This is a genomic window from Pararhizobium polonicum (assembly GCF_001687365.1).
GTDB lineage: Bacteria > Pseudomonadota > Alphaproteobacteria > Rhizobiales > Rhizobiaceae > Pararhizobium > Pararhizobium polonicum.
The window spans coordinates 754,879-774,327 of sequence record NZ_LGLV01000004.1; the positions used below are offsets into that span (position 1 = coordinate 754,879).

Here is a 19,449-nt window from a genome sequence, read left to right on the forward strand (position 1 = left end):
TTAGAACTGATAGCGGCGGACGCGCCGCTGGATGCCGAAGAGATAGAGCGAGACGCCGGCGAGAATGATCATGAACATCACCGTGGCAATGGTGGCGCCCATCGAGCGGTCCCCCAATTGCAGCTGGAAGCCGAAGAAGGTGCGGTAGAGCAAGGTGCCGAGAATATCGGTCGCCCCGTCCGGTCCGGCCAGCGCGCCCTGCACCGTATAGATCAGGTCGAAGGCGTTGAAATTGCCGACGAAGGTGAGGATCGAGACCATGCCGATTGCCGGCAGGATCAGCGGCAGCTTGATCTTCCAGAACTGGCTCCAGCCGGTGACGCCATCGCATTCGGCAGCTTCGATCACCTCGTCGGGAATATTGAGAAGGGCTGCATAGATCAGCATCATCGGGATGCCGACATTCTGCCAGACGGAGATCAGCGACACCGCGATCAGCGCCGAGCCGGGCTTGCCGAGCCAGGGGCCGAAGAAAGCCTTCAGACCGACGAGGTCCATGAAGAACGGCGTGATGCCCCAGATCGGCGACAGGATCAGCTTCCAGATGAAGCCGACGATGACGAAGGACAACAGCGTCGGCAGGAAGATGGCGGTACGGTAGAAGGTGGCAAGCCGCAGCTTGGGGATCGACAGCATGGCGGCAAGCGCGATACCGAGCGGATTCTGGACCAGCATGTGGATGATGAAGAACACGAAATTGTTCTTCAGCGCCCGCCAGAAATCCGCCGCCCAGCGTTCGTTGCCGAACAGCACCTGGAAATTGGCAAAGCCGACGAAGGTCGATTGCCCATCCACGGTGTTGAACAGCGACAGGCGCAACGTTTCGATCAGCGGCAGGATCATCACGGCGGAATAGACGATGAAGGCCGGCAACAGGAAAACGAGGATGTGCCAGCGTTTCGGCCGTGCCGACGTTTGAAAGCTGTCCTCAGACGATATGGCGCTGCTCATGGCTTCTGCCGCTCCGACCCGTTTCCGTCAAGCGCCGCGATATGCGGCAAGGCGCTGCGCCGCCGGCCCCCGCCGCGCATGCCTCAACCAGCAAACCCGAAGGTGCTGGCGAAATTCGATTTCAGATTACATGTTTTCGGCTGGACGCTTTGCATTTTCGCAGAAGAACGTCCGGCATCAAGTGCTGCCCCTCATCCGCCCTTTCGGGCACCTTCTCCCCGCTTGCGGGGGAGAAGGGACAAGCCGCAAACTCCGATAATCCCCTCTCCCCGCATGCGGGGAGAGGGTTAGGGTGAGGGGCAGTTCCCCACAACCCCAATTTTACTTCGCAGGCTTGTACCAGCTGTCGAGGCCCTTCTGCAGCTTTTCGGCGGCGACTTCCGGCGTATCGGTGCCGTTGATCACGTTGGCCGATTCGACCCAGGTCTCGTTTTCGAGGTTCGGGGTACCGCGCGACAAGATCTGGTAGGTCGAGCGGATCGTCGGCTTGCACTTTTCACGCCAGGAGACGAATTCCTGGGCGAGCGGATCGGCCATCTTCACCGGTGTCGAATTCAGGCTGAAGAAGCCCGGCAGCGAATTGGCATAGATGTCGGCGAATTCCGGCGAGGCGATCCAGGAGAGGAGCTTCTTGGCTTCTTCCGGGTGCGCGCTCTTGGCATTCAGGCCAACGCCGATATCGTTGTGGTCGGAGATGTAGCAAGCGTCGCCTGCGGTCTTCACCGGCGGCGGGAAGGCGCCCATCTTGAACTGCGCCTGCGTGTTGAACAGGCCGATTTCCCACGAGCCAGCCGGATAGATGGCGGCGCGGCCGAGCGTGAACAGGTTCTGGCTGTCCGGATAGGTCTGGGCTTCGAAGCCGTCGCCGAGATAATCCTTCCACTTGGCAAGAACCTTGTAGGGTTCGACCCAGTCGGCGTCGGTCAGCTTCTGCTCGCCCTTGATCAGAGCGGCGCGGCCTTCCTCGCCCTTCCAGTAGGTCGGACCAATGTTCTGGTAGCCCATGGTGGCGGCTTCCCAGAGGTCCTTCGTGCCCATGGCAAGCGGGATATAGGTGCCGTCAGCCTTGATCTTGTCGAGGGCCGCGAAGAAGTCGGCTTCCGTTGCCGGGATGGCGATGCCGAGCTTGTCGAAGGCGTCCTTGTTGTAGATGAAGCCATGGATGACCGAAGCCATCGGCACGCAGAACGCAGCCGAACCGTCGTCCGTCGTCCAGGCGGCCTTGGCGACCGGCGAGAAGTTCTCCATGCCCGGCAGGCTGGTGAGGTCAGCCAGATGCTTCTTGTTGTAAAGCTCGAGCGAGGCGTCGAATGGACGGCAGGTGACGAGATCGCCGGCCGAACCGGCATCGAGCTTGGCGTTCAGAGCCGCGTTGTATTCGGTCGGCGCGGTCGGCGCGAAGACGACCTTGATACCGGGGTTCTTGGCTTCGAAAGCCGGGATCAGCTTTTCCTGCCAGATGGTCAGGTCGTCGTTGCGCCAGCTTTCGATCGTCAGGGTAACATCTTCCGCGTGCGCCAGCCCGGCGGAGCCGAGGATGCTGGATGCAAGCAGCAGGCCTTTCAAGGTAGTGCGGGTCATTACGTTCTCCCTTTTATATGCGCCGGTTCGACGCGGTTTTAAAACCCAGATCAATGTGCCGCGACACCAGACAAGGCACGGCGCAAGCTTTGACCGGCTTCGGTCAGCGCTGCTTGTGCAGCCGCCACATCCCTTGCCCCAGCAGCAAGGAGAATGGCTATCTTGACCGAGCCCGACGATGTGTTGAGATAGCGGTCGGCTTCCGTCGCACTGACCCCGGCAATATCGGAGACGATGCGGATGGCGCGGCCGCGCAGTTTCGCATTATCGGCCTTCAGGTTGACCATGTGTCCGTCATGGACATGGCCGAGATGGATGCCGACAAGCGTGGAAAACATGTTGAAGGCGATCTTCTGCGCCGTGGCAGCACCCATGCGTGTCGATCCGGAGATGACCTCGGGCGGCGTTTGCAGAAGAATGGCCACGTCGGCATTCTGAAAGAGCAGAGCACCGGGATTGTTGGCCATGGCGATGACCCGGGCACCACGTTGCCGGGCTTCGTCAGCGGCAGCCAGCGCATAGGGCGTCGAACCGCTGGCGGAGACGGAGATCAGACAATCGCCCTTGCCGATGCCGGCATCGCGCACATCGTTGCGCGCCAGCTCCATGTCGTCCTCATAACCGCCGGCAAGATCGCTCAGGCTTGCGGCACCGCCGGCAAGCAACACGACGACCTTGTCGAGCGCAATTCCATAGGTGCCCGGCAATTCCAGCGCATCGGCCATAGCCATCAGACCCGAGCTGCCGGCGCCCGCATAGGCCAGGCGGCCACCACTTGCCAGCGCCTCGGAAGCAATCTGCGCCGCAGCGGCCAGTGGTTCGATCGCAGCATCGACAACCTTCGCCGCGGCCTGCTGGCCGGACGCAAGCAGACGAAGCGCCAGCGCCGGATGCATCACATCCAGTCCCATCGCCTTGTCATGACGCTCTTCGGTCTTCACTGACGGCATATGCTCGATCTCCCTCGCCGCAAATTAATGCCAAAAAAATACCAATTGTCTAGGGAAAATTAACTTCTGTTCGAAGAAAAATCCTTACCAGCAAAATAATCAATATTTTTCAGCATGTTAATCGATAAATCCAATTAAAGACCAAATCCCCCTTGGTTAATGGTATTTTTTTGGTATCATTTTTCCCGGAGGTATCCATGCCACATTACATTCTGGGAATCGACGGCGGCGGCACGAGTTGCCGCGCGGCTGTAGCCGGTGCCGAAGGGCGTATCCTCGGGCGGGGCAAAAGCGGCGCGGCCAACATTCTGACCGATCCCGACAATGCCCTGATTCATATTATCGGCGCAGCCACGGCCGCATTCGAGGAAGCAAACATCGCCCCTTCGGAGATCGGCTCGGCCCGTGCGGTTCTCGGCCTGGCCGGCAGCAATGTCGGCGATGCCGTTCATTACGTGAAGGAGCGCCTGCCCTTTGCCAGAGCCGATATCGAATCCGACGGGCTGATCGCTCTTCAGGGCGCCCTGGGTGATGGCGACGGCGCCGTCGCCATCCTCGGCACCGGATCGATCTATATTTCCCGGCAGGCGGATGACATCCGCTATATCGGTGGATGGGGATTCCAGATCGGGGATCTCGGCAGCGGCGCCCGCCTTGGCCACGCCCTTCTGCAGGAGAGCGTGCTGGCCTTCGACCGAATTCATCCCTCCTCGCCGCTGACCGATGCCGTCATGGCCGAGTTCAACGACGACCCGCGCGACGTGGTGGAGTTCGCGCGCGCTGCACGGCCCGGCGAATTCGGCCGCTTCGCCCCCAAGGTTTTCGACCACGCCGGCCGCAACGATCGGGTGGCGATCGCGCTGCTGCGGGCATCCGCGCAAACCATCGACGAAGCCCTCGACGCCGTGGTGGCACAGGGCAGCCACAGGCTCTGCCTGCTCGGCGGACTGGCGCCGCTTTACCGCCCCTGGCTTGCCGAGCGGCATCAGCCCTTGTTCGTGGAGCCGGAGGCAGACGCGCTGACCGGCTCGGTCGCGCTTGCTGCCAAACGTTTTCCTGCCGATGCGGGGGCACAATCATGACCCAGCATCTCGAGGCCATCCTGCCGCTGGAAGGACTTCAGTCCGGAGGATCCGGACCACTGTACCTGAAACTCAGACAGTCTCTGGAAGAGGCGATCCTGTCCGGAAAGCTCAATCACGGCGATGCGCTGCCGCCGGAGCGGGATCTGGCCGATTATGCCAGCATCAGCCGTGTGACGGTGCGCAAGGCCGTCGACGATCTGGTCAGGGACGGCCTGCTCGTGCGCCGTCATGGCTCCGGCACCTTCGTCGTCAAGCCGGTCCACCGCGTCCAGCAGTCGCTGTCGCGGCTGACATCCTTCACCGAAGACATGGCGCGGCGCGGACTGACGACGACGGCGCAGTGGATCGAGCGCGGGCTGTTTCATCCTTCGCCGGATGAAATGATGGCGCTCGGCCTGCCGGCGGATGCGCTTGTCGCGCGCCTTGGCCGCCTGCGCATCGCCGACGATATGCCGCTCGCCATCGAGCGGGCGAGCATTTCCGCCGAATTCCTGCCGGATCCGATCCGGATTGGCACCTCGCTCTATGCCGAACTCGACAAGACCAAGTCGCGGCCGGTACGCGCCGTGCAGCGGATTTCCGCCTGCAGCCTGAAGGACCCGGATGCGGCGATGCTCGGCGTGCCGTCAGGATCGGCCAGCCTTTCCATCGAACGCATTTCCTACCTCGCCTCCGGCCGGGTGGTGGAATTCACCCGCTCGCTCTACCGGGGCGACGCCTACGACTTCGTCGCGGAACTGACCCTGTCGGATTCCTGAGCGGCACAAGCTAGAAAGACAAGACCATGCTGACCAACATGCGGCGCGAAATCGACGAGATCCCGGAAGCCGCCGCCCGCCTTCTCGATCAATCGCGCTTAGCCGTCAAAGCGACCGGCGCGGCCCTGCGTGCGAAAGACCCGGCCTTTCTGGTAACGATTGCCCGCGGCTCATCCGACCATGCGGCGCTGTTCCTGAAATATGCGATCGAGCTTTCGACCGGCCGGCCCGTTGCCTCTCTCGGCCCGTCGCTCGCCTCGATCTACGGCGCGAAAATGCATCTTCAGGGCGCCGCATCCATCGCCATCTCGCAATCCGGCAAGAGCCCGGATATCGTTGCCATGGCTGAAGCCGCGACCAAGGCGGGAGCGGTCACGATCGCGCTCACCAATACCCTGCCCTCGCCGATCTCCGAGGCCAGCACCCATCCGCTCGATATCCTCGCCGGACCGGAAATCGCCGTCGCCGCCACCAAATCCTATGTCAATTCGATCGTCGCCGGTCTTGCCATCCTTGGCGAATGGACTGAAGACGCTGCCCTGCAGCGGGCCGTCGCCGACCTGCCGGTACAATTTGCCAAGGCCGTGACGCTCGACTGGCAGGCGCTGGCCGACGAGCTCGGCGAGGCGGAATCGCTGTTCGTGCTCGGGCGCGGCCCGGCCCTTGCCATTGCCAGCGAAGCGGCACTCAAGTTCAAGGAAACCTCGGGCATGCATGCCGAAGCCTATTCGGCGGCCGAAGTGCTGCATGGGCCGGTGGCGCTGGTCGAAAAGCGCTTCCCGGTCATCGGTCTTGCCGCGCGCGATGCGGCCGAAGGCTCCGTCACCGGTATTCTCGACAGCCTCAGCGCCAAGGGTGCGCTCGCCTTCGTCACCTCCACGGAGGCCAGATCGGCAAGGGTTCTTCCGTTTGTCGAGACCGGCCATCCGATTACCGATGCGCTGACGCTGATCCTGCCATTCTATGGTTTCGTCGAATCCTGGTCGCGCTCACGCGGCCTCAACCCGGACGCCCCTGTCGCCCTCAAGAAGGTAACGGAGACGAGATGACAGTCCAGACAGCCATCGTCGAAGCCCGGATTTTCGACGGCCAATCGTGGCACGACGATCACGCACTGTTGCTGGACGGCGCAACGATCGCCGGCATTCTACCGAGGAAGAACCTACCTGCCGGCACCGAAACGATCGCCGCCAGGGACCAACTGCTCGTGCCCGGCTTCATCGACCTGCAGGTGAACGGCGGCGGCGGCGTGATGCTGAACGACCGGCAGGACGCCGACGCCATCCGCACCATCTGCGCCGCGCACGCACAGTTCGGCACCACCGCGCTGTTGCCGACGCTGATCACCGATACGTTCGAGGTTCGCGCCAGAACGATTGCCGGCGGCAGGCAGGCCAAGGCCGAAGGCGTGCCCGGCTTTCTCGGGCTACATCTGGAGGGGCCGCATCTCTCCGTTGCCCGCAAGGGCGCGCATGATCCGGCGTTGATCCGGCCGATGGATCAGGCCGATCTCGACGCCATGCTGGACTGCGCCGATGCGTTCGATGCCATGATGGTCACCGTCGCGCCGGAAAATGCCACGGCCGCACAGGTGAAGGCTCTCGCCGATGCCGGCATCGTCGCCAGCCTCGGCCACACCGATACCGGCTACCAGACGGTCCTTGCCTATGCGCAGGCCGGCGCACGCACCGTCACCCATCTCTTCAACGCGATGAGCCCGCTCGGTCACCGCGAGCCGGGCGTTGTCGGCGCGGCGCTCGATATCGGCAGCCTTTACGCGGGGATCATCGCCGATGGATTCCATGTCGATCCGGTATCGATGGGCATCGCGCTGCGCGCCAAGAACGGCCCCGGCCGGATCTTCATCGTCACTGACGCGATGTCAACGATCGGCTCCGACCAGACCAGCTTTTTCCTCAACGGCCGTGAGATTTTCCGCAAGGACGGCCGCCTGACGCTGGCCGACGGCACGCTGGCCGGTGCCGATATCGACATGCTGTCTTCCGTGCGTTTCGCACATGAAAAGCTGAACCTGCCGCTCGACGAGGCCCTGCGCATGGCATCGGCCTATCCGGCCGACGCCATTGGCATTACCGCGCGCAAGGGCCGGCTTCTTCCGGGCCTCGACGCCGATTTCGTGCTGCTGACGAAAGGGCTGGAGATGGCTTCGACCTGGATCGGCGGCAGCTGCGTTTTCCAGGCGTAGGGCTTTATAGCACGGCTTTGAGCCGTGCTTTCAACGCCCGGACCAGCACCGTGTCGGTCCTGCGCGCGCTCGGTGCCACGAAACCGAGCGAAACGAGTCGGGGATCATGAGCCGGCTCATCGCGAGAGCAGGACGAATGCACTTCCGACAAAGGAAGCCGCGCCAGAAGCTCGCCGACACTGCCGAGCGTAACGCCCGAGCCCGGCATGATGGAGATCCGGCCATTCGCGCTCGCGATGATCCCGGTCAGCGCATCGATGGCGCCCGGGGCAGTCTTCGCACCGCCCGATGTGAGGATGCGCTCGAAACCGAGATCGATCGCAATTTCCACGGCGCTGACAAAATCCGGCACCAGATCGAAGGCGCGATGCAGCGTCAGGCCCAACCCGGCGGCATGGCTCGTCAAGAGCTCCAGCGTGGCCACATCAAGGCTGCCATCCGAAAGGCTCGCCCCGAGCACGACGCCGGCAAGACCGGCGGACCGGGCAGCATCGATATCGCCGCGCATGACGTCGATATCGTTCGCGTCGAAGACGAAATTGCCCGGGCGCGGCCTGATCATCGCATAGACGGGGATATCCAGCCGGCCCGCCATAACCATCAGCCCCGGCGAGGGTGTCAGGCCGCCGACGGACAGTGCCGAGCAAAGCTCGATACGGTCGGCACCACCTTCGATCGCGCAAGCCAGCCCCACCGCATCCTCGACGCAGACTTCCAGGAGAATACCGGTCATCGCGTTTCTCCACCAAGCCCCAGAATGGCCGCGCCAATCAGTCCCGGCTCGACGCGGCACTCTCCGGGCACGACCAGCGGACGATCAAATTTCCGCAGGATGCGCGAGCGCACCGCCTTGTCGATCTCGGCAATCAACGGTGAAACGTTGGCAATCCCGCCACCGACCGGGACAATCGTCGCGCCGGTGATATTGACCGTCAGCGCCAGGGGTGAACTGACGAGATCGACAAGCACATCGACAGTCCGGTCCGCTTCGGCATCGCCTTCCAGCCAGAGCGTGGTGATCGCTTGGCTGGTCAAGGTCTTGCCATGCAGTGTCTGGTGCAGCCGCTCCATGCCGCGGGCGCCGCCGATCGTATCGACGCAACCGCGCTGGCCGCAGCCGCAGTCGAAGGCAGGGATGGCAACCGGCGGTGTACCGGCCATTGAGGCGACCGCCGGGCCATGGCCCCATTCTCCGGCAAACCCGCCATCGGCGTTGATCAGCTTGCCGTCCACCACCAGCCCGCCGCCGACACCCGTGCCGAGGATGGCGCCCAGCACGATCCGATGGCCGCGCCCGGCACCGGCGCCCGCCTCCGCCAGCGCGAAACAGTCCGCATCATTGGCAATCAGCACCGGCAGTCCGAGGCTGGCAGACAGTTCGTCGGAGAGCTTGCGCCCGTCGATGCAGGGAATATTGGCGCATTTGATCGCCTGCGTATCCGGGTAGACGACCCCGGTGATCGATATGGCGACACAATCCGGTTTACCGCCAGCTTCAGCAAGGACATCGCGCAACGTTCCGACAAAGGCGCTGAAATCGTCAAGCGGCGTCGGCCGCCGGCCGAGCGGCTCGATCCGGTCGGCGGAATGGGCGATGGCTCCCTTGATCGCCGAGCCGCCGATGTCGAAGCAGACGATCATGCATCACCGCGAATGACGGTTTCAGCCGAAAGCGCCGCCGACAAAAGGGTTTCATCCTCGTTTCGCTGCCCCGACAGCAGGAAGCCGACCGGCATGCCGGCATCGCCGGTACCACAGGGGATGGAAATGCCGCAACCGTCGAGAAAATTGCCGATCAGGGTATTGCGCAGGGTTTTGCCGTTGATCTTGAAGAACAGCTCGTCATCGGCAAGCAGCGGCGCGATCGGCGGCGCGACATGCGGCAATGTCGGATGGGCAAGCAGTTCGCCCGGCTGCAGATCATCCGCAAAGCTGGCAATCAGACGCTGGCGGGCCTCGAGAATGGCAATGTAGTCCGTCATGCCGGTCTTTTCGCCCAGCCGGGCGCGCGCGACCACGCGCTGATCCATCCGTTCGGCTTGCGGGCCCTCAAGACGCTCCTTGTGCACGGCATAGGCTTCCGCCGTTACCAGGGCGCCATACCGCGTCATGAGCGCAAAAATCTCGGCAAAGACCGGGAAGACGCGCCGGGAGATCCGGGCTCCGGCTTTCTCCAGCCGGGAGACCGCAGCCTCGAAGGCGGCAACGACAGCCGGTTCGGCATCATCGAAAACCACGGTCTCCGGAATGACGAGCTTGAGGCCGCCAAGATCTGTCCGGCCGAGATCCGGCGCGCTGCGGCCGCGCATGGCGGCATCGATCCAGACGGCGTCCTGCACCGTGCGGCACAGCGGCCCGAGCGAATCGAGGCTCTTTGCCAGCGGAAAGATGCCCTGCATTGCATAGCGGCCGCGCGTTGCCTTGTAGCCGACGATGCCATTGAAGGCCGCGGGAATACGGATGGACCCGCCCGTATCGGTGCCGATCGCGGCAGGCACCAGACCGGCGGCCACAGCCACGCCGGAACCGGACGAGGAGCCACCCGGAATGCGCGGCACATCGCGCGAAGCGGCGTTGTGCGCCGTTCCGTAATGCGGATTGATGCCGAGGCCGGAAAACGCGAATTCGCTCATATTGGTCCGGCCGACACTGACCATGCCCGCACCCGCCAGCGCCTTGACCACGGCCGCGTCAGCCGCAGCCGGCGCATGATCCGCCAGCACGGCCGAACCGGCCGTCGTCACCGATCCCTTCGTATCGAACAGGTCTTTCCATGCGACCGGGATACCGTCGAGCAGACCGAGGGACCGCCCCGAGCGAATGCGCTGCGCGGATACCTTCGCTTCCGCCAGCGCGCGCTCCTCAAGCGTCGCGGTGAAGATCGACTGATCCGGGTAGCCGGCTATCTTTTCCAGTGACGTCTTTGCCAGTTCCACCGGGTCGAGCGTACCGGACTGGAGCAGCACCGAGAGGCCCGCAACCGACATGTTTCCGTTCACTCCGTCCATCGCCTCGTTACTCCACAGCTGCGTTATTGGCGGTACCATATCGACGCAGCAATGGATTTGGCAGAGCTTTCCGCTCCATGCGCACATGATTTTCGTCCGACTTTCCCCGGTCAAAGCCGGCCGGCCTTGCCCGGTAGCGGTGGCCGGCCTACATGCGGCTCAGAGCGGCAATTTTCGCCCGACAAGGAGATGGTGGATGATATTCGACGCAGCGCGGCTTTCCTTTGCCAATCTCTTCGCGCCGGAAACGCGCTCCGTTTTCTGGAAAGTCCTGGGGTTGACGCTTCTGGCGCTTGCCGGATTGTGGCTCGCCCTGCGCGAGCTCTTCGTCTATCTCGCCTTGCCGTGGCTCGACGCCCTGATCCCCGGCACACCCGGCTGGGCAGGCTGGCTCACCTTCATCATCGGCATTTTTGCCAGTTTCGGGCTGGCGCTTGTCCTGGCTTTGCTGCTGGCGCCGGTCACCGCGCTGATCGCCGGCTTCTTTCTCGATGATGTCGCCGACGTCGTCGAGAAGCGCGATTACCCACAGGAGCCCGCAGGCAGGCCCCTGCCGCTGGGCGAAGCGATTGCCGGCACGTTGAAATTTCTCGGCGTCATCATCATCGGCAATATCATCGCGCTGTTTCTTCTGCTCATCCCGGGCATCAACCTGATCGCCTTTTTCCTGGTGAACGGCTATCTGCTGGGCCGTGAATTCTTCGAATTCGCAGCGATGCGCTATCGCCCGCCGGCGGAAGCCCGGCTTTTCCGTGCGAAACATGCCGGTACGGTCTTTCTGAGCGGCCTCGTCCTTGCCGCCTTTCTGGCCGTGCCGCTCCTCAATCTGCTCACCCCGCTCTTTGCCGCGGGCATGATGGTCCATCTGCACAAGAAGCTGTCCCGGCGCGATCCGGAGTTTCGGCAGAAACTGGGTTCACAGTCACAATAGATTTCCATTTCGTCAATATTGACAAATTGTCAAATCGTGCGGATAAGACGGCATGTCTCATCCGCTGACCCCTTTCATTCCCGTCTGCGAGGCCGTCGCCACGCTGTTTTCGCCGCATGTGGAAGCGGTCCTGCACGATCTCGAATCGGGGCTGATCTTCCATATCGCCAATGCCTTTTCGAAGCGGCGCCCGGGAGACAGCTCGCTCAACGAGGCGGGGCTGGCATCGACCCTCGATGAGGACGTGATCGGCCCCTACGGCAAGTCCAACTGGGACGGCCGCAGGCTGAAGGCAATCACCTCGGTGCTGCGCGACGCCGATAGCAAGCCAATCGGGCTGCTGTGCATCAACCACGACATCGAGGCGTTTGCCGGGGTCCTCGACCAGTTGAAATCGATGATCGATATCGCCACTCCCATGCCGAAGACCTCGGCGCTGATGGCGGAAGACTGGCGCGAGGCGGTCAATTCCGTGATCGGCGAATTCCTCACCACGCACAGAACCAGCCTCGCCGGGCTGACCGGCACCGAGATGGACGATCTGATCACGCTGCTCGAGATGCGCGGCGTCTTTGCCATCCGCAAGGCCGTTCCCTACGTCGCGGGGATTCTGAAGCTGTCGAGGGCAACGATCTACAACCGTCTGGGCGCCATTCGCCAGAAGCAGGAAACCACGTTTCAAGGAGAGCCGCGATGACAAAGCCGATGCGGGATTTTGTCCTGGAAACCTACATGTCGAAGTGGGAATTCACGGCGAAATACAACATGACCGCCTCCGACGCGGAAAGCATGCGGCTGCCGGAATTGCTGGCCATGGCCAGCGACGAGGATCGCACCGATTTCGAAACCTTGAGCCTCGGTTATACCGAGACGTTTGGCGCGCCCGCACTCCGGCAGGAAATCGCCGGAACCTACGATACGGTCCTGCCGGAAAACCTGATCTGCTTTGCCGGCGCGGAGGAAGCCATCTATGTGGCGATGAAGGTACTGCTGACACCGGACGATCATGCCATCGTCATTACGCCCAACTATCAGGCCGCCGAAACCATCCCGCTCAGCATCTGCGCCGTGACCGGCGTAGCACTGGATATCGGCAACGACTGGAGTCTCGACGTTAACCTGGTCGAGGCGGCGATCCGGCCGAATACCAAGCTGCTTTCGATCAATTTTCCCAACAATCCCACCGGCAAGATCCTGCCGCGCGCGATCTTCGATAGGCTCATCGATCTCTGCCGCAAGCATGGCATCTGGTTGTTCAGCGACGAAGTCTACCGGTTGATCGAGCGCGATGAAGCGCTTCGCCTGCCGCAGGCGGTGGATGCCTATGAGCGCGGGATCTCGCTCAATGTCATGTCGAAGGCTTACGGCCTGCCGGGGTTGCGGATCGGTTGGCTGGCCTGCAAGGACCGCGACTTTCTGGTGCGCTGCGAGCGCTACAAGCATTTCCTGTCGATCTGCAATTCGGGACCATCGGAAATCCTGGCCCGCATTGCACTCAAGAGCCGTGACCAGATTCTGGCGCGAACACGGAAAATTGTCCGCAGAAACGTCACGGAGCTGAACACGTTCTTCGCCGAATTCCCGCATCTGTTCGACTGGCGCGAGCCGGATGGCGGCTGCGTCGCCTTTATCCGCTACAAGGGACCAGAGGGCGTCGAGGAGTTTGCGCGGCGCGCAGTGGAAGAGGCCGGCGTGTTCTTTCTGCCGTCGAGCGTCTATCGCTCGGAGCTGACGCCCGTGCCGGAGAATTGCCTGCGGGTCGGCTTCGGCCGTCTGCATGTGCCGGAAGGTATCACCGTTCTGCGCAACTGGCTGAATCGCAACGGCCTGTAACATTCGTCGGAAGCTGGCTAAATGTCGGCCTCCCGCAGCCGGTATCCGACGCCGGTCTCGGTGGTGATGTATTGCGGCTGATCCGGCGTCAGCTCGATCTTCTGGCGCAGCTGGCGCACATAGACGCGCAGATACTGCACGTCGTCGGCATTGCCCCAGACCTGTTTCAACAGGAACTGGTGCGTCAGCACCCTGCCGGCATATTGCACCAGGATGCGCAGGATGTCGTATTCCTTCGGCGACAGTTTCACCTCGCGGCCATCGACCCTGACGAGGCGCTTGACCAGATCGACCGACAGGCCGCCGGTCTGGAACAACGGCTTTTCGCCCTGCTGCTGCAGACGATGGCGCAGGGCCACGCGGATGCGCGCCACCAGCTCGTTCATGCCGAAGGGTTTGGTCACATAATCGTCGGCGCCCAGTTCCAGCGCCCTGACAATTCCTGCCTCGTCGGTGCGGCTCGACAGGATGACGATCGGCAGCGTCAGGCCCTCTTCCCGCCAGCCGCGCAGCAGATCGTGTCCCGCCATGTCGGGCAGACCGAGATCGAGCAGGATCAGGTCCGGCGGATCGCTCCTGACGCTCTCCCGCGCCGCCTTGCCATTGCCCACTTCGCTGACGGCATAATCCTGCGTCGCCAGGCCGACGCGCAGCAGCCGGCGAATGGGCGGCTCATCATCGACGACCAGGATCTTGACGGCCGAAAGGGTCATGTCATGTCCTTCAGATTGGGCGCATCCGGCAACAGAGGCAGACTGATCGTGAAGACCGCGCCCAAGCGGTCCGTCCGGTTTTCCGCCGATATGATCCCGCCCATCGCCTCGACGAAACCGCGGCAGATCGACAGGCCGAGCCCGGTTCCGGCCCTGACATGATCGCTCTTGCGCACCCGGTAGAACGTATCGAAGACGCGTTCCAGATCGCCCAGCGGGATACCCGGCCCTTCGTCGGCAATCCTGAGCAGGACCCGCTCGCCATTGCTGTCGGCTCCAATGCGGATCGTCGTGCCCCCGGGCGAATATTTGGCAGCGTTGTCGAGCAGATTGAACAGCACCTGCTCGAACAGCACCGGATCGACCCTGACCATCGGCAGATCGGCGGGAACCTGAACATCCACCAGATGACCGGCCAGGATCTTGCGGGCCCTGCTCAAGGCGCTTCCGACGATATCGCCGATATAGTGAAAGGCCGCATTCGGCTCCATGGCGCCGGACTCGATCCGTGTCATGTCGAGGAGATTGGCGATAAACCGGTTCAGCCGTTCGGATTCGTCCATCACCGTCGTCAGAAGTTCGGCCCGGTCTTCTTCCGGCAGGGCGGAGCGGTAGTCCCGCAGGGTACCGGCGGCCCCCATGATGGCGGCAAGCGGGGTCTTCAGATCGTGCGAAATCGACGTCAGCAGCGCCGAGCGCAGACGGCCGGCTTCCTCGGCCAGCCGCGCATTATCAACATCGGCGACAAGCTGCACGCGCTCGATGGCCAATGCCGCCTGATCGGCAAGCGCATCGAGCAAGCGCTGCTGATCGGGGCTCAGGAGCGGACCCTGCCGGTCGTTGTCGAGACCGATGACGCCAACGGCGGTACGGCCGGTGCGCAAGGGCACGTAAAGCCGTTTCGCCCCCGGCAGCGTATCGGCACCGCGCCCGGCGGCACGGTTGTGCTCCCAGGCCCAGCGCGCGGCAGCGATATCGGCGTCATCCAGCGTATCGTCCGGCGGATATCCGGCCTTCACGACGATCGTGTCTTCTTCCGGCAAGAGCAGCACCACCCGCACCTTCAGCATGGAGGCGAGCTGGAACGCCGTTGCCCAAAGCACGTCGTCCAGCGTGCCGGTGCCGGCCAGCTTCTTGCTGAAGAGATAGAGGTCTTCCGTGGTGCGCGCGCGCAGGCGGGCGGCGGCGGCCTGCCGCTGCACGCTGGCGGTCAGATTGCTGGCGATAATTGCCACCACGAAGAAAAAGCCGAAGGCAACGACGCTTTCCGGATCGCTGATGACAAGCGTATGGAGCGGCTGCAGGAAGAAGAAATTCAGGGCGAGCGCGCTGACGGCACTGGCGTAGAGCGCCGGTTTCAATCCCTCGCTGACCGCGACGCCCAGGACCGCCATCAGGAAGACCAGCGCGATGTTGCGCACATCGAGCGACTGGTCGAGCAGGACACCAACCCCCAGGGCACAGCCGACATAGAATGTCGCCAGCACATAGGGTTTGATCTTGAACTGGGCCGCAACCGGCACCGTCTTGATGCCCGCCGCGACGGATTGGCCCTCCCGGTCGTCACCGGCAACGACGTGGATGCTGATATTGCCGGCACGTCGAATCAGGCGGCTGGTCACCGAGCCGCTCAGCCATTCACGCCATCGGGACGTTTTCGGCGTACCGGCGATGATATGGGTGACGTTGCCGGATGCCGCGACGCGGACGATCTCCTCGACCTCGTCCGAGCCCGGCCTGGTCATGGCTTCGGCGCCCAGCCGTTCGGCAAGCCGGAGCGTCGCGGCAATGCGGTCGCGCGCAGCCTCTGAGTAATGTACCGATCGCGCCGTCTCCACATGCAGCGCCATCAGCGGCGCGCGCAGGCGATCTGCCATGCGGGCGGCATACCGCACGAGGGAGGCACTGCGGGGCTGGTCATCGATGCAGACCAGCACCCGGTCGCCGGCCGCCCAGGGACCGGAGATCGCATGCGCCTGCATATGGGTCAGCAATTGCTCGTCGACCCGCTGGGCCGTCTGTCGAAGGGCGAGTTCGCGCAGCGCCGTCAGGTTTCCGGGCGAGAAATAATTGTCCAAGGCCCGCTGCGCCGTCTTCCGGATATAGACCTTGCCGTCATGCAGCCGCTTGATCAGGTCTTCCGGTGTCAGATCGATGATTTCGATATCGTCTGCCCGCTCGATGATCGAATCGGGGACGGTTTCGCGCACGCGGATACGGGTGATCTGGGCAACGACGTCGTTGAGGCTTTCGACATGCTGGACATTGAGCGTCGAATAGACGTCGATGCCGCGCGACAGCAGCTCCTCGACATCCATGTAGCGTTTGGGATGGCGGCTGTCCGGCGCATTGCTGTGCGCCAGTTCATCGACGAGAACGAGGCCGGGGCGCCGGGCGAGAATGGCGTCGAGGTCCATTTCCTCGAGATGGCGGCCCTTGTAATCGATCACCGAGCGTGGAATGACCTCGAAGTCCTCGGCCAGCGCCTGGGTTTCCTGGCGGCCATGGGTCTCGACCACGCCGATCACGACATCGACGCCATCGGCCTTCTTGGCGTGGCCCGAGGTGAGCATTTCATAGGTCTTGCCGACGCCGGGTGCCGCCCCCAGAAAGATCTTCAGGCGGCCGCGCGTTTCCCGCTCGGCCCGCTGCAGCAGGGCGTCGGGGGATGGCCTGCCATCCATATCGCGGCCGTCATCTCGCATCGATCACGTGATCTTTCTCCGTCAGGGCCGGGACGCGGCGAACCGCCTCCCGGCCGCAGGACCCCATCAGGGTCAGACAGCTTTATCAAGCGCCATGTTCAGCGCCAAGACATTGACGACAGGCTCGCCCAGAATACCGAGTTCGCGGGCTTCGACCGCCTGATCGACGAGCGCGCGAACCTTGCCCTCATCCATGCCGCGGGCCTTGGCAACGCGCGGTACCTGGAAATAGGCCGCTTCCGGCGAAATATGCGGATCAAGGCCGCTGCCCGATGCGGTGACCAGATCCATCGGCACGGCAGCACCGGGATTGGCGGCCTTCAGCGCTTCGGCTTCCGCCTTGATCCGGTCGAGCAGCTTCGGATTGGTCGGCCCGAGATTCGAGCCGCCGGAGGCGGCGGCATTGTAGCCATCGCCGGCAGCCGATGGACGGCCGTGGAAATAGGTCTCGCCGGCAAAGACCTGCCCGATCAGCGTGGAGCCGACAACGGCTCCGCCCTTTTCGACGAGGCTGCCATTGGCCTGATGCGGGAACAGCGCCTGGGCGATGCCCGTCATGCCGAGCGGATAGGCAAGGCCGGTGATGACGGTGATGGCGACGATCATGACCAGGGCCGGTCTCAATTGTTTCAGCATGTCGAAAACTCCTTAAACGAGGCCAAGGGCGGTGATGGCCAAATCGATGGCCTTGATGCCGATGAACGGCACGATAACGCCGCCGAGGCCATAGATGAGCAGGTTGCGCGACAAAAGCGCGCCGGCGCCGACGGCGCGGTATGTGACGCCCCTCAGCGACAGCGGGATCAGCGCGACGATGACGAGCGCATTGAAGATGATCGCCGACAGGATGGCGCTTTGCGGCGAGGCTAGCCCCATGACGTTCAGCGCCGAGAGCTGCGGATAGAAGGCCAGGAACATCGCCGGGATGATGGCGAAATACTTGGCGATGTCGTTGGCGATCGAAAACGTCGTCAGCGCGCCGCGGGTCATCAGCAGCTGCTTGCCAATCTCGACGATCTCGATGAGCTTGGTCGGATCCGAATCCAGATCGACCATGTTGCCGGCTTCGCGGGCGGCGACCGTGCCGGTGTTCATCGCGACGCCGACATCGGCCTGGGCGAGCGCCGGCGCATCGTTGGTGCCGTCGCCGCACATGGCCACAAGCTTGCCCTTGGCCTGCTCCTCGCGGATCAGCGACAGCTTGTTTTCCGGCGTTGCCTGGGCGAGGAAATCATCGACGCCGGCTTCGGCTGCAATCGCGGCTGCCGTCATCGGGTTGTCGCCGGTGATCATCACGGTGCGGATACCCATGCGGCGCAGTTCGGCAAAGCGCTCGCGAATGCCGCCCTTGACGATGTCCTTGAGATGAACGACGCCCATCAGGCGGCCGTCGCGCACGACGGCAAGTGGTGTACCGCCAGACTTGGCGATCTCGTCGGCGATGGCCTGGATTTCTCGGACGGTTTCGGGACGCGCCGACGAGTTGATGCCGCCGACATAGGTAAGGACGGCTTCGACCGCGCCCTTGCGGATCGACGATCCGTCCAGATCGACGCCGCTCATGCGGCTCTGCGCCGTAAACGGAACGAAGGTCGCGTGCAGCTGCGCCATGTCGCGGGCGCGGATGCCGTATTTTTCCTTGGCAAGCACGACGATGGAACGGCCTTCCGGCGTTTCGTCAGCAAGCGACGCCAGTTGCGCGGCGTCGGCCAGATCCTGCTCGGATACGCCTGCAACCGGACGCAACTCGGTCGCCTGACGGTTGCCGAGCGTGATCGTGCCGGTCTTGTCGAGTAGCAGCGTATCGATATCGCCGGCGGCCTCGACGGCACGGCCGGACATGGCGAGCACATTGAAACGCACCAGCCGGTCCATGCCGGCAATGCCGATGGCCGAGAGCAGCGCGCCGATCGTCGTCGGGATCAAGGTCACGAACAGGGCGACGAGGACGATGACTGGAATGGAGCCGCCGGCATAGGTGGCAAAGCTCGGGATCGTTACGACAGCCAGCACGAAGATCAGCGTCATGCCGGCAAGAAGGATGTTGAGGGCGATCTCGTTCGGCGTCTTCTGGCGCTCGGCGCCTTCGACCAGTGAAATCATCCGGTCGATGAAGGTCGAGCCGGCGGCGGCGCTGATGCGTACCCTGATCCAGTCCGACAGGACCTGCGTGCCGCCGGTGACAGCCGAGCGATCGCCGCCGGATTCACGGATAACGGGCGCCGATTCGCCGGTGATCGCCGCTTCGTTGACGGAGGCGACACCTTCGATGACTTCGCCATCGGAGGGAATGATCTCGCCCGCTTCGACGAGCACGATGTCGCCGACCTTGAGGCTGGTGCCGGGAACCATCCTGAAGCTGGCCGGATCCGTGCCCGTCAGCAGCTTGGCCTGGGTTTCGGTGCGCGACTTGCGCAGCGATTCGGCCTGCGCCTTGCCGCGCCCTTCGGCGACAGCTTCGGCGAAATTGGCAAACAGCACCGTGAACCAGAGCCAGATATTCAGCTGCAGCGAGAAACCGAGGCCTTCGCCACCGGTGACGAGATCGCGCAGGAACAGGACAGTCGTCAGCGACGAGACGACGGCGACGACGAACATCACCGGGTTCTTGGCCAGCGTGCGCGGATCGAGCTTGACGAAGGCGGAGCCGATCGCCGGGATGAGGATGCGAGAGTCCATGAGGCTCGCAGATTTGGACTGGCTCATGAGAGAACTCCAGTTTCTTTTG

General features: G+C 63.2%; 17 protein-coding genes. 7 read left to right on the plus strand and 10 right to left on the minus strand.

Annotation, left to right across the window (positions count from 1 at the left end):
• The 3 genes from ADU59_RS05390 to ADU59_RS05400 all read right to left on the minus strand — a co-directional run bounded on the left by ADU59_RS05390 (position 1) and on the right by ADU59_RS05400 (position 3,482).
• Entirely contained in the window at positions 1-951 is a 951-nt protein-coding gene (locus tag ADU59_RS05390; protein ID WP_068952365.1) for a carbohydrate ABC transporter permease, read from the minus strand.
• A 321-nt stretch (positions 952-1,272) separates the two neighbouring features.
• Positions 1,273-2,532: an ABC transporter substrate-binding protein gene (locus ADU59_RS05395; RefSeq protein ID WP_068952368.1), complete on the minus strand. Its 1,260-nt coding sequence runs from the start codon at positions 2,530-2,532 to the stop codon at positions 1,273-1,275.
• A gap of 50 nt (positions 2,533-2,582) precedes the next feature.
• Positions 2,583-3,482 (minus strand): N-acetylmuramic acid 6-phosphate etherase, encoded by a 900-nt coding sequence (locus tag ADU59_RS05400; RefSeq protein WP_068952370.1) that lies wholly within the window; start codon positions 3,480-3,482, stop codon positions 2,583-2,585.
• A gap of 197 nt (positions 3,483-3,679) precedes the next feature.
• On the opposite strand from ADU59_RS05400, the gene ADU59_RS05405 reads away from it, so the two are divergent.
• Genes ADU59_RS05405 through nagA form a run of 4 tightly spaced genes read left to right on the plus strand, consistent with a single transcriptional unit; the run spans position 3,680 to position 7,531 of the window.
• A complete protein-coding gene (locus ADU59_RS05405) occupies positions 3,680-4,564 on the plus strand; it encodes a glucosamine kinase nucleotide-binding domain-containing protein (RefSeq protein WP_068952372.1) in 885 nt (294 codons plus the stop codon).
• A complete protein-coding gene (locus ADU59_RS05410; RefSeq protein WP_068952374.1) occupies positions 4,561-5,325 on the plus strand; it encodes a GntR family transcriptional regulator in 765 nt (254 codons plus the stop codon). The genes ADU59_RS05405 and ADU59_RS05410 overlap by 4 nt, the downstream gene beginning before the upstream one ends.
• A 26-nt stretch (positions 5,326-5,351) precedes the next feature.
• Positions 5,352-6,374: an SIS domain-containing protein gene (locus tag ADU59_RS05415; RefSeq protein ID WP_068952375.1), complete on the plus strand. Its 1,023-nt coding sequence runs from the start codon at positions 5,352-5,354 to the stop codon at positions 6,372-6,374.
• Positions 6,371-7,531 carry an N-acetylglucosamine-6-phosphate deacetylase gene (nagA, locus tag ADU59_RS05420; RefSeq protein ID WP_068952377.1) on the plus strand — a complete coding sequence of 387 codons (1,161 nt, stop codon included), beginning with the start codon at positions 6,371-6,373 and terminating at the stop codon, positions 7,529-7,531. The genes ADU59_RS05415 and nagA overlap by 4 nt, the downstream gene beginning before the upstream one ends.
• Before the next feature lie 4 nt (positions 7,532-7,535).
• Here nagA and ADU59_RS05425 read toward each other — a convergent pair whose 3' ends face one another.
• The 3 genes from ADU59_RS05425 to ADU59_RS05435 are packed head-to-tail and all read right to left on the minus strand — an operon-like array spanning position 7,536 to position 10,539.
• Positions 7,536-8,264 (minus strand): copper homeostasis protein CutC, encoded by a 729-nt coding sequence (locus tag ADU59_RS05425; RefSeq protein ID WP_068952379.1) that lies wholly within the window; start codon positions 8,262-8,264, stop codon positions 7,536-7,538.
• A complete protein-coding gene (locus ADU59_RS05430; protein ID WP_068952381.1) occupies positions 8,261-9,172 on the minus strand; it encodes an ROK family protein in 912 nt (303 codons plus the stop codon). Before ADU59_RS05430 ends, ADU59_RS05425 begins: the two co-directional genes overlap by 4 nt.
• Positions 9,169-10,539, minus strand: coding sequence for an amidase (locus ADU59_RS05435; protein WP_068952383.1), 1,371 nt, complete (start codon positions 10,537-10,539; stop codon positions 9,169-9,171). The genes ADU59_RS05430 and ADU59_RS05435 overlap by 4 nt, the downstream gene beginning before the upstream one ends.
• Positions 10,540-10,735: 196 nt before the next feature.
• Here ADU59_RS05435 and ADU59_RS05440 point away from each other — a divergent pair, with 196 nt between their 5' ends.
• The 3 genes from ADU59_RS05440 to ADU59_RS05450 are packed head-to-tail and all read left to right on the plus strand — an operon-like array spanning position 10,736 to position 13,303.
• Complete coding sequence (locus ADU59_RS05440) at positions 10,736-11,470, plus strand: sulfate transporter family protein (protein ID WP_068952385.1); 735 nt, start codon at positions 10,736-10,738, stop codon at positions 11,468-11,470.
• A gap of 52 nt (positions 11,471-11,522) precedes the next feature.
• On the plus strand, positions 11,523-12,167 hold the full coding sequence (locus tag ADU59_RS05445; protein WP_068952387.1) for a helix-turn-helix transcriptional regulator: 645 nt from the start codon (positions 11,523-11,525) through the stop codon (positions 12,165-12,167).
• A complete protein-coding gene (locus ADU59_RS05450) occupies positions 12,164-13,303 on the plus strand; it encodes an aminotransferase class I/II-fold pyridoxal phosphate-dependent enzyme (protein ID WP_068952389.1) in 1,140 nt (379 codons plus the stop codon). The genes ADU59_RS05445 and ADU59_RS05450 overlap by 4 nt, the downstream gene beginning before the upstream one ends.
• A gap of 17 nt (positions 13,304-13,320) precedes the next feature.
• On the opposite strand, the gene ADU59_RS05455 is transcribed toward ADU59_RS05450, so the two are convergent.
• The 4 genes from ADU59_RS05455 to kdpB all read right to left on the minus strand — a co-directional run bounded on the left by ADU59_RS05455 (position 13,321) and on the right by kdpB (position 19,427).
• Positions 13,321-14,016 (minus strand): response regulator transcription factor, encoded by a 696-nt coding sequence (locus tag ADU59_RS05455; RefSeq protein ID WP_068952391.1) that lies wholly within the window; start codon positions 14,014-14,016, stop codon positions 13,321-13,323.
• Entirely contained in the window at positions 14,013-16,721 is a 2,709-nt protein-coding gene (locus ADU59_RS05460) for a sensor histidine kinase (protein WP_068952393.1), read from the minus strand. The genes ADU59_RS05455 and ADU59_RS05460 overlap by 4 nt, the downstream gene beginning before the upstream one ends.
• A 72-nt stretch (positions 16,722-16,793) precedes the next feature.
• Complete coding sequence (kdpC, locus tag ADU59_RS05465; protein ID WP_068952395.1) at positions 16,794-17,357, minus strand: potassium-transporting ATPase subunit KdpC; 564 nt, start codon at positions 17,355-17,357, stop codon at positions 16,794-16,796.
• Positions 17,358-17,369: 12 nt separating this feature from the next.
• Positions 17,370-19,427, minus strand: coding sequence for a potassium-transporting ATPase subunit KdpB (kdpB, locus tag ADU59_RS05470; RefSeq protein WP_068952397.1), 2,058 nt, complete (start codon positions 19,425-19,427; stop codon positions 17,370-17,372).
• Positions 19,428-19,449 lie beyond the last annotated feature (22 nt).

What these genes read in the sequence shown, in the direction of transcription:
- ADU59_RS05390 (WP_068952365.1), bottom strand. Translation starts at nt 951, where the DNA reads ATGAGCAGCGCCATATCGTCTGAGGACAGCTTTCAAACGTCGGCACGG.
- ADU59_RS05395 (WP_068952368.1), bottom strand. Translation starts at nt 2,532, where the DNA reads ATGACCCGCACTACCTTGAAAGGCCTGCTGCTTGCATCCAGCATCCTC.
- ADU59_RS05400 (WP_068952370.1), bottom strand. Translation starts at nt 3,482, where the DNA reads ATGCCGTCAGTGAAGACCGAAGAGCGTCATGACAAGGCGATGGGACTG.
- ADU59_RS05405 (WP_068952372.1), top strand. Translation starts at nt 3,680, where the DNA reads ATGCCACATTACATTCTGGGAATCGACGGCGGCGGCACGAGTTGCCGC.
- ADU59_RS05410 (WP_068952374.1), top strand. Translation starts at nt 4,561, where the DNA reads ATGACCCAGCATCTCGAGGCCATCCTGCCGCTGGAAGGACTTCAGTCC.
- ADU59_RS05415 (WP_068952375.1), top strand. Translation starts at nt 5,352, where the DNA reads ATGCTGACCAACATGCGGCGCGAAATCGACGAGATCCCGGAAGCCGCC.
- nagA (WP_068952377.1), top strand. Translation starts at nt 6,371, where the DNA reads ATGACAGTCCAGACAGCCATCGTCGAAGCCCGGATTTTCGACGGCCAA.
- ADU59_RS05425 (WP_068952379.1), bottom strand. Translation starts at nt 8,264, where the DNA reads ATGACCGGTATTCTCCTGGAAGTCTGCGTCGAGGATGCGGTGGGGCTG.
- ADU59_RS05430 (WP_068952381.1), bottom strand. Translation starts at nt 9,172, where the DNA reads ATGATCGTCTGCTTCGACATCGGCGGCTCGGCGATCAAGGGAGCCATC.
- ADU59_RS05435 (WP_068952383.1), bottom strand. Translation starts at nt 10,539, where the DNA reads ATGGACGGAGTGAACGGAAACATGTCGGTTGCGGGCCTCTCGGTGCTG.
- ADU59_RS05440 (WP_068952385.1), top strand. Translation starts at nt 10,736, where the DNA reads ATGATATTCGACGCAGCGCGGCTTTCCTTTGCCAATCTCTTCGCGCCG.
- ADU59_RS05445 (WP_068952387.1), top strand. Translation starts at nt 11,523, where the DNA reads ATGTCTCATCCGCTGACCCCTTTCATTCCCGTCTGCGAGGCCGTCGCC.
- ADU59_RS05450 (WP_068952389.1), top strand. Translation starts at nt 12,164, where the DNA reads ATGACAAAGCCGATGCGGGATTTTGTCCTGGAAACCTACATGTCGAAG.
- ADU59_RS05455 (WP_068952391.1), bottom strand. Translation starts at nt 14,016, where the DNA reads ATGACCCTTTCGGCCGTCAAGATCCTGGTCGTCGATGATGAGCCGCCC.
- ADU59_RS05460 (WP_068952393.1), bottom strand. Translation starts at nt 16,721, where the DNA reads ATGCGAGATGACGGCCGCGATATGGATGGCAGGCCATCCCCCGACGCC.
- kdpC (WP_068952395.1), bottom strand. Translation starts at nt 17,357, where the DNA reads ATGCTGAAACAATTGAGACCGGCCCTGGTCATGATCGTCGCCATCACC.
- kdpB (WP_068952397.1), bottom strand. Translation starts at nt 19,427, where the DNA reads ATGAGCCAGTCCAAATCTGCGAGCCTCATGGACTCTCGCATCCTCATC.